General features: G+C 74.5%; 5 protein-coding genes. All 5 read right to left on the bottom strand.

Translation table 11 applies throughout. From position 1 onward, the window contains the following. Positions 1-71: hypothetical protein (locus ABD211_RS33890; RefSeq protein ID WP_425560405.1), on the bottom strand; the 71-nt coding region annotated here is incomplete at its 3' end. A gap of 65 nt (positions 72-136) precedes the next feature. Then, positions 137-478 (bottom strand): hypothetical protein, encoded by a 342-nt coding sequence (locus ABD211_RS13860; RefSeq protein WP_344130479.1) that lies wholly within the window; start codon positions 476-478, stop codon positions 137-139. 652 nt (positions 479-1130) lie between these two features. After that, a complete protein-coding gene (locus tag ABD211_RS13855) occupies positions 1131-2492 on the bottom strand; it encodes a dipeptidase (RefSeq protein WP_344130500.1) in 1362 nt (453 codons plus the stop codon). Positions 2493-3079: 587 nt separating this feature from the next. Continuing rightward, positions 3080-4639 (bottom strand): cobyric acid synthase, encoded by a 1560-nt coding sequence (locus ABD211_RS13850; protein WP_344130476.1) that lies wholly within the window; start codon positions 4637-4639, stop codon positions 3080-3082. Further along, positions 4636-5386: CobD/CbiB family cobalamin biosynthesis protein (locus ABD211_RS13845; RefSeq protein WP_344130473.1), on the bottom strand; the 751-nt coding region annotated here is incomplete at its 5' end. The genes ABD211_RS13845 and ABD211_RS13850, both read right to left, overlap by 4 nt.

Raw genomic sequence — 5386 nt, 5'->3', positions numbered from 1 at the left:
CCGACCTTGGCGCGGCGACCCGAACTGGCGGCGACGGCGGCTGACGTCGCGGCGACGGCGGCGAACAACATGCCTTCATCCTGCCGCGCCGCCCCGACACTTCGCCGCCCTCGCGGCAACGCGCCGCCTGGGGACGTCAGGCGGCGGCCGCGATATTGCTGGACGAGTGCGCCCCGGCCCGCTTCCGGGGCGCACTCGGCTCTTCCTCGATCTGGAACCCACGCGCGCGGACGTTGTCGGCCACGCTGCTGAGGAACCCGTCGAGCTGGACCAGGATCAGCGACAACCGGTCGATGTCGTCGCTGAGGACGGCGTCGGGCATGGCGGCGACGTCGACCTCCGCCAACGCGGCCACCGAGGCACGCAACTGCTCCATCGGATCGACCTTCGCGGGCGGCGCGGCGACCGGCGGGCAGGTGCTCAACACCAGCGCGGCGAGAGTGTCGCTCGGCAGGTCAGGGACTCGGTTCGTACTCATGTTCGATAGTCTACCGCGCCGTTGATGCCCCGCAAGCCCTGTCGTCCGGTTTCCCGTCCGTGTCCCGCGCACCCCTGCCACCGCTCGCCACCTGGCACATCCCGCGTACGCGGGCGGCCGGCCCGGGCGAGCACGCAGCCCGGCGCACGCGGACGTCCAACCCCTCGCCAGCTGCGCACAGTTGGCGAGGTTCCGCCTCTCCAGCCGGCGCCAAAAGTGCACTCTTGGCGGGCCTGGGGCCCGCGCCGACACCAAATGCTCACTTCTGGCGGGCCCGCGGCCCCACACCCTCACCAAAAGCTCACATCTAGCGAGCCTACGGCCCCACGCCCTCACCAAAAGCTCACATCTAGCGAGCCTACGGCCCCACGCCCTCACCAAAAGCTCACATCTAGCGAGCCCGCGCCATCCACCTCCACCAAGAGCTCACTTCTGGCGGGCCGCCACCGCGCCCACCCCGCCAGATGTGCACAGTTGACGGCGCCCCGGGGGTCCAACCCCGCCAGATGTGGCCATCCGGCGGGCATCCGGGCGCTCACCTCGCCAGATGTGCACAACTGGCGGCCAACAGCCGCGCCTACCCCGCGGGATGGGTGCACATGGGGGGAGCTGGTGGGTCGGCGCACATAGCCATCGGCCCGGCTGGGCGGGTTCAGGCGCCCGGGGTGACCTGCTTCGCGACGTTGGCGAGCAGGAGAGCCTCGGCGAGGCAGACCCGGGCGAACTCCCCCAGGTGCAGGCTCTCGTTGGGCCCGTGGGCCCGCGAGTCGGGGTCCTCCACGCCGGTGACCAGGATCGCGGCATTCGGGAACAGTTCCTGGAACGTCGCGATGAACGGGATCGACCCGCCCACGCCGATGTCGACGGGCGCGACGCCGTCCCAGGCTGTGGTGAACGCCGCCCGCGCCGCGTCGAAGGCCGGCCCGGTCGCGTCGATGACGCAGGGCGATCCGTCGTGTTCGAGCTCGAGGCTTACCCGCGCGCCGAACGGCGCGTGCTTCTCCAGGTGCGCGCGCAGGTTGGCGTACGCGCTCTTCGGGTCGTCGCCCGGGGCGAGCCGGACGGACACCTTCGCGCGGGCGGACGGGACGAGAGCGTTGGGCGCCTCGGCGGTGGCCGGCGCGTCGATGCCGAGCACCGCGATCGCCGGGTGGGTCCAGACCCGCTCGACGATGCGCCCGGTGCCCATGAGCGCGACGCCGTCCAGCAGGCCGGCCTCCTCACGGAACCGGTCCTCCGGGTAGTCCAACGGCGCGGCCGGCCTGTTCACCAGGCCGTCGACGGCGACGTCGCCGTTGTCGTCGTGCAGGGTGGCGAGCAGTCGGACCAACGTGGTCAACGCGTCCGGCACCGCACCGCCGAACATTCCACTGTGTACGGCGTGGTCGAGCGTGCGCACGTCGACGAACGCGTTGACGATGCCGCGCAGCGAGGTGGTCAGCGCCGGCTGGCCGATGGCCCAGTTGCCGGAGTCGGCGATGACGATGACGTCGGCGGCGAGCCGGTCGCGGTGGCGGCGCAGCAGCTCCTCCAGCGACGCGGACCCGAACTCCTCCTCACCCTCCACGAACACGACGACGCCGACCGGCAGGTCGTCGCCGAACGCCCGCAGCGCCGCGACGTGTGCCATGATGCCGGCCTTGTCGTCGGCGGCGCCCCGGCCGTAGAGGCGGCCGTCGCGCTCGACCGGCTCGAACGGGTCGCTCTGCCAGGCGGCGCGGTCGCCGATGGGCTGCACGTCGTGGTGGGCGTAGAGCATCACGGTGGGCGCGCCGGGCGGTGCCGGGCGCCGCCCGATGACGGCCGGGTGCCCGTCGCCGATCCGCTCGATCGTCACCTCGGGCAGCCCGGCGCCCCGCAGCAGCTCCGCGACCGCCTCGGCGGAGCGGGCGAGCGGCGCGAAGTCGAACCCGTCGAAGGCGATCCCCGGAATGCGGACGAGAGCCTCAAGATCGGTGCGTACGCCAGGCAGCTGCGCCGCGACGGCGGCCCGCAGCTCTGCTTCGGTCGTCATGTCTGCAGATCGTAGGCGCTGCCCGGGGTCGGGGCCCGGGCACTCGACGACCACGTCGACCGCCGCCCGCGTGCGGTCGGCGGCGAAGAACGCGGCCTCCCGTTCCCGCCAGGTGAGCAGCTCAGCCAGGATGGCGTCGCCGTCGCGGGCGAGCGCCCGGGCCAGGCACACGTCGGGCGGGGCGGTGACGAAGACCGACAGCGTGGCCTGCGCGCGTCCCGCCGCCCGTGCCGCGGTCACCCCCTCGACCACGAGGACATCCGGCACTGGTACGGCCACGACGCGCGCCCCGAACGCCCCGGCCACCCAGTCGTACGGCTCGTAGGCCCCGGGCCGGCCCGCGCGCAGCGGCGCGAGGACGCTCGACTCCAGCCGGGACCAGAACGTGACGGTGTCCAGCCACCCGTCGAGCAGGTCGTCGGTGCTCACCACGGCGACGCGGGCGCCGGCCGCCCGCAGTGCCCCGGCCAGCCGCCCGGCCAGCACCGTCTTGCCCGCGCCGCTAGGCCCGTCCACGACCACGAGCCGCACCGGGCCGAGCCGAGCCGGCCCCGCGAGCACCCGCCGCGCGAGCGCCGCGACGTCGGTCACCGCGTCAGCCAGGGCGTACGGGCCGGCAGCGCGGCGGGGCCTTCGGGCGGCTGGTCGCCGGGCACCCCGTCGACGATCGTCTGCCACAGCGCGGCCGTGTCGACGTGCTCCTCGATCATGTCGCCGAGCAGGTCGAGGGTCCGCTCGCGGGCGGCGCCGAACTTGTTGCTGGGCGAGACGGTGAAGCCGTGCCGGCCGGCGAGGCCGGCGGCCCGGGTGAGGAAGGCCCGACGGAAGTCGTCCGACTCGAACGTGCCGTGCAGGTGGGTGCCGAAGACGTGCCCGACGACGGCGCCCTCGACGGTGCCGTCGGGGTAGTAGAGGAACGGCTGCCGGGTGGCCCGCGCCGCCGACACGTACCCGTGGTGGATCTCGTAGCCGCGCACCGGCAGCGACCCGAACGCCGTACCGCCGGAGTTGCCGACCGTCTTCTCGGCCCGGAAGGTGATCTCGACGGGCAGCAGCCCGAGCCCGGCGACCGTACCGGCCCGGCTCTCGACCTGGTCGTGGATACGCTCGGCGAGCATCTGGAACCCGCCGCAGATGCCGAGCAGCGGCTTGCCCCGGCTGGCGTGCCGCTGGACCGCCTCGGCCAGGCCCGTCTCCCGCAGCCACCGCAGATCCTCCACGGTGGACTTGCTGCCGGGCAGGATGACCAGGTCGGCGTCGTCGATCTCGGCGGCCTCCACGGTGAGGCGCACCCGCACGCCGGGCTCGGTGGCGAGCGCCTCGGCGTCGGTGGCGTTGGAGATGCGGGGCAGCCGGACGACCGCGACGCGCAGCCACTGCGCGCCGACGGGCGGCTCGGGCCGCCCGAGCACCTGCCCGTACGCGAGGGCGTCCTCGGCGTCGAGCCAGAGGTCGACCTGCCAGGGCAGCACACCGAGCACGGGCCGGCGGGTGAGCGCGTGCAGCTTCGTCAGGGCCGGGTCGAGCAGGCTCGCGTCGCCGCGGAACTTGTTGATCAGAAAGCCGGTGATGTGCCGCTGGTCGTCGGTGTCGAGGAGGGCGAGCGTGCCGTACAGGGCCGCGAACACGCCGCCCCGGTCGATGTCGCCGACCACGATGGTGGGCAGGTTCGCGGCCCGGGCGAGGCCCATGTTGACGAAGTCGCCCTCGCGCAGGTTGATCTCGGCAGGGCTGCCGGCGCCCTCGCAGATCACCACGTCGGCCTCGCGGCGCAGGTCGGCGAGCGTCTCGAGGACGGTCGCGGCCAGTCGCGGCTTGAGGTCGTGGAAGTTCCGTGCGTCGATGTGCCCGACCGCCTCGCCCAGCACGATCACCTGGCTCGACTGGTCGGAGCCGGGCTTGAGCAGCACCGGGTTGAACCGCACGTCGGGCGCGAGCCCGCAGGCGGCGGCCTGCAGCGCCTGCGCGCGGCCGATCTCGCCGCCGCGCCCGTCGGCGGACACCGCGATGGCGGAGTTGTTGGACATGTTCTGCGCCTTGAACGGCGCGACCCGCACGCCACGACGGTGCAGCCAACGGCAGATCCCGGCGGTGACCACGCTCTTGCCGGCGTCGGAGGTGGTCCCGGCGACGAGCAGGCCGGTCATCGTCGCCACCGCAGCACGGCGCGGGTCAGCAGAGTGGCCACGGCGAGACCGGCCGCGCCCGCGCCGACGAGGCCGGACAGCCGGGCGGCCCGGCGGATGTCCGCCACCGCCGGCGGCCGCCCGTCGCCGAGGGTGGGCCGCTCCTCGACCCGGCCGGCGTACACGTTGCGCCCGCCGAGCCGGACGCCGAGCGCCCCTGCGGCGGCCGCCTCGCACTGCCCGGAGTTGGGGCTGGGGTGCCGGTGCCCGTCGCGCCACCACGTCCGCTCGGGGTTCGTGGGCCAGCCGGCCTCGGCCAGCGACTCCGCCACGGTGAGCGCGGCGGTCACCCGCGACGGGACGAGGTTGGCGGCGTCGTCGGCGCGCGCCGAGGCGGTGCCGAACCGTCCGTACCGCGGCCCACGGTGGCCGACCATCGCGTCGAGCGTGTTGACCGCCCGGTAGCCCACGAGGCCCGGCAGTCCTGCGACGGCGCCCCAGACGAGCGGGCCGACCACGGCGTCGGACGTGTTCTCGGCGACCGACTCGACGGTGGCCCGGGCCAGCGCCCCGGTGTCGAGGCCGGCGGGGTCGCGCCCGCACAGGTGCGGCAGGCGCCGCCGCGCGGCCACCAGGTCCCGGCTCTCCAGGGCGTCGGCCATCAGGTCGGCCTCCCGGCGCAGCGACTCCCCGCCGAGCACCGCCCAGGTCGTGGCCGCGACCAGGGCCGCGCGGGCCACGGGCCGCCGGCGCGTCACGTACGCCGCC

Origin of the sequence: Luedemannella flava (assembly GCF_039528515.1) — a bacterium.
Lineage (GTDB): Bacteria > Actinomycetota > Actinomycetes > Mycobacteriales > Micromonosporaceae > Luedemannella > Luedemannella flava.
The sequence above is the reverse complement of the archived record's forward strand: the minus strand, read 5'-3'. Positions and strand labels throughout refer to the sequence as shown.

Excerpts from the sequence above, each read along its gene's own strand:
- ABD211_RS13860 (WP_344130479.1), bottom strand. The coding sequence starts at position 478 with ATGAGTACGAACCGAGTCCCTGACCTGCCGAGCGACACTCTCGCCGCG.
- ABD211_RS13855 (WP_344130500.1), bottom strand. The coding sequence starts at position 2,492 with ATGACGACCGAAGCAGAGCTGCGGGCCGCCGTCGCGGCGCAGCTGCCT.
- ABD211_RS13850 (WP_344130476.1), bottom strand. The coding sequence starts at position 4,639 with ATGACCGGCCTGCTCGTCGCCGGGACCACCTCCGACGCCGGCAAGAGC.